The organism is Cryobacterium sp. 10I1 (genome assembly GCF_035019805.1).
GTDB lineage: Bacteria > Actinomycetota > Actinomycetes > Actinomycetales > Microbacteriaceae > Cryobacterium > Cryobacterium glucosi.
The window spans coordinates 1-788 of sequence record NZ_JASJVF010000524.1 but is presented as its reverse complement, the minus strand read 5'-3'; the positions used below and the strand labels follow the sequence as shown (position 1 = coordinate 788).

Below are 788 nucleotides of genomic sequence, written 5' to 3'. Positions count from 1 at the left end.
CTCGAGTGCGTCGAGGTCGCCCCCGCGCGCGAGGAGCTCGGCGCGTCCGGCGTCGGTGATCTCGTAGACGGTCTTGCGGCCGTCCGTCGACTTCGTGACGAGGCCCTCCTCCTCGAGCTTGGCCAGTCGCGGGTAGATCGTGCCCGCGCTCGGGATATACGTGCCGCCGAACCGGTCGCTGAGCGCCTGGATCAGCTCGTAACCGTGCCGCGGCTGCTCGGCGAGCAGGCTCAGCAGGTAGAGCCGCAGGCTGCCGTGGGCGAAGACGGGAGTCATGCCGAGGCCCCCGTTGCGGTGTCCGCCGGGGCCTCGCCCGGCGCTTCGAACCCGGCGGCTGCGCTCGGGGCGCTCGCCGGGGCATCCGCCGCCGCGGCCGGACGCCGGACGATCGAGATGTCACCGGAGACGGAGTTCGCGTGCAGTTCGAGCCAGCTGCCCGCGAGCACGCCCGTACTCGACTCGTAGCCCTTGCCGAGGGTGCCCTTCACGGTCTGGTCGTCGAGCTGGAGGACCCCCGAGATGGTGTTGAGGTGGTACTTGATCGGGAGGCCGGCCTCGACGCGTGCGGTGAGGTTGCCGCTCACGGTGTTCGTGTTGACGGTGTCCGGCGAGCCCTCGAGGTCGAGGAACACGTTGCTCGCGACGCCGTCGACGCTGAACCGGCGGATGCTGCCGCTCGCGGTGACATCGCCGGAAACGGTGTGCGTGGTGATGTCGCCGGAGTGGTTGCTGACCGAGATCTCGCCGTTGATCGCGTTGACTTCGATGTCGCCCGTGACGCCGTCGAC

Annotated in this window: 2 protein-coding genes; both read right to left on the bottom strand. The window is 69.9% G+C overall.

Going from position 1 to position 788, the window contains the following annotated elements:
- On the bottom strand, window positions 1–276 hold a 276-nt coding region (locus QN345_RS19570; protein ID WP_323509181.1), incomplete at its 3' end, for a PadR family transcriptional regulator.
- On the bottom strand, window positions 273–788 hold a 516-nt coding region (locus QN345_RS19565; RefSeq protein WP_416347688.1), incomplete at its 5' end, for a DUF4097 family beta strand repeat-containing protein. The genes QN345_RS19565 and QN345_RS19570, both read right to left, overlap by 4 nt.